2 protein-coding genes are annotated in these 1,817 nt (G+C 66.2%); both read right to left on the bottom strand.

The annotated features are described in order from the left end of the window. The coding region (gene dmpG / locus LZ686_RS18805; protein WP_349548776.1) for a 4-hydroxy-2-oxovalerate aldolase at positions 1-1,016 on the bottom strand (1,016 nt) is incomplete at its 3' end. A gap of 12 nt (positions 1,017-1,028) precedes the next feature. Then, on the bottom strand, positions 1,029-1,817 hold a 789-nt coding region (locus LZ686_RS18800), incomplete at its 5' end, for an acetaldehyde dehydrogenase (acetylating) (protein ID WP_349548775.1).

The raw sequence follows: 1,817 nt of genomic DNA, 5'->3' as shown, positions 1-1,817 counted from the left end.
TCCTTGGCCATGTCCAGCGCCAGGTCCTCGATCATGTCTTCCTGGCCACCCACGGTGCGGCGACGGCCCAGCTCCACCAGGATATCCCGCGCCGACAGCCCGTACTTGGCCGCGCTGCGCTTGGCGAACAGCAGGAAGCTGGAGTAGACACCCGCCCAGCCCAGGGTCAACGAGTCGCGGTCCACCCGCACCATGTGGTCCATCAGCGGCACGATCAGGTCCTCCGCCACGTCCATCGCCTTGAACAGGTCGACGCCGGTCTCCACGCCCATGCGGTCGCACACCGCCAGGAACACTTCCAGCGGCGTGTTGCCCGCACCCGCACCCAGCCCCGCCAGGGAGCCGTCAATGCGCGAGGCACCCGCCTCCACCGCCGCCAGCGAGTTGGCAATGCCCATGCCCAGGTTGTGGTGGCCGTGGAAGCCCAGCTCGGTCTCCGGCTTCAGCTCCTGTCGCGCCAGCTTCACCCGCGCCGCCACGTCGTCCGGCAGCATGTAGCCCGCCGAGTCGGTGATGTACACACAGTTCGCCCCGTAGGACTCCATCAGCTTCAGCTGCTCCACCAGCGGCTCCGGCTCGATCATGTGCGCCATCATCAGGAAGCCCACGGTATCCAGGCCCTGGATCTGAGAGGCCATCTGGATGTGCTGCTCCGAGACATCCGCCTCGGTGCAGTGGGTCGCCACCCGGATGCAGGAGATCCCGCAGTCCACCGCCATTTTCAGGTGGTCCACCGTGCCGATCCCCGGCAGCAGCAGCGCCGAGACCTTGGTGTTCTTCACCGCCTTGCACACCGCGGTGAGGTATTCCTCGTCGCTCGCCGCCGGGAAGCCGTAGTTCACCGAGGCACCGCCCAGGCCATCGCCGTGGGTCACCTCGATCAGCGGAATCCCCGCCGCGTCCATCGCCACCGCGATGTCCACCATCTCCGCCACCGTGATCTTGTGCTGCTTCGGGTGCATCCCGTCGCGCAGGCACATGTCGTGTACGGTTACCTTCTTGCCTTTCAAATCCATCGTCGCTTCTCCCTAGGCCGCTTCGGGCACAAAGCTGCCGGCCAGAATCTGCTCGGCATACATCTCCGCCGTGCGCAGGCCCGCCGCCGTCATGATGTCCAGGTTGCCCGCGTAGCGCGGCAGGAAATCACCCAGGCCCGCCACCTCCATGTAGATGCTCACCTTGTTGCCGTCGAACACCGGGCCGTTCTTCAGCGTGTAGCCCGGCACGTATTTCTGCACTTCCGCCACCATGTCGTGTACCGACTGGGTGATCGCCGCCTGGTCCGGCTCGTCCACCGTCAGGCAGTGAATGGTGTCGCGCATGATCAGCGGCGGCTCCGCCGGGTTGATCACGATGATCGCCTTGCCCTGCTGGGCGCCGCCCACCATCTCCACGCCCTTGGCCGTGGTGCGGGTGAACTCGTCGATGTTCTTGCGCGTGCCCGGGCCCACCGACTTGCTGCTCACCGTGGCTACGATCTCGCCGTAGATCACCGGCTGCACGCGGCTCACCGCCGCCACCATCGGAATCGTCGCCTGGCCGCCGCAGGTCACCATGTTCACGTTCATCGCCTTCGCCGCCACCGCATCGTGCAGGTTCACCGGCGGAATGCAGAAGGGACCGATCGCCGCGGGGGTCAGGTCGATCATCACCGCGCCCTGCTCGTTCACCTTGCGGCTGTTCTCCGCGTGGACATAGGCCGAGGTGGCGTCAAAGCAGATCTGGATGTTGTCTTCCTTCATGTGCGGCACCAGGCCGTCCACGCCTTCGCAGGTGGTCTTGATGCCCATGTCCCGCGCCCGCGCCAGACCCGGCGA

Source organism: Paracoccus sp. NFXS7 (genome assembly GCF_040148865.1).
Classification (GTDB): domain Bacteria; phylum Pseudomonadota; class Alphaproteobacteria; order Rhodobacterales; family Rhodobacteraceae; genus Paracoccus; species Paracoccus marcusii.
This window is presented reverse-complemented; position numbering and strand designations above follow the sequence as displayed.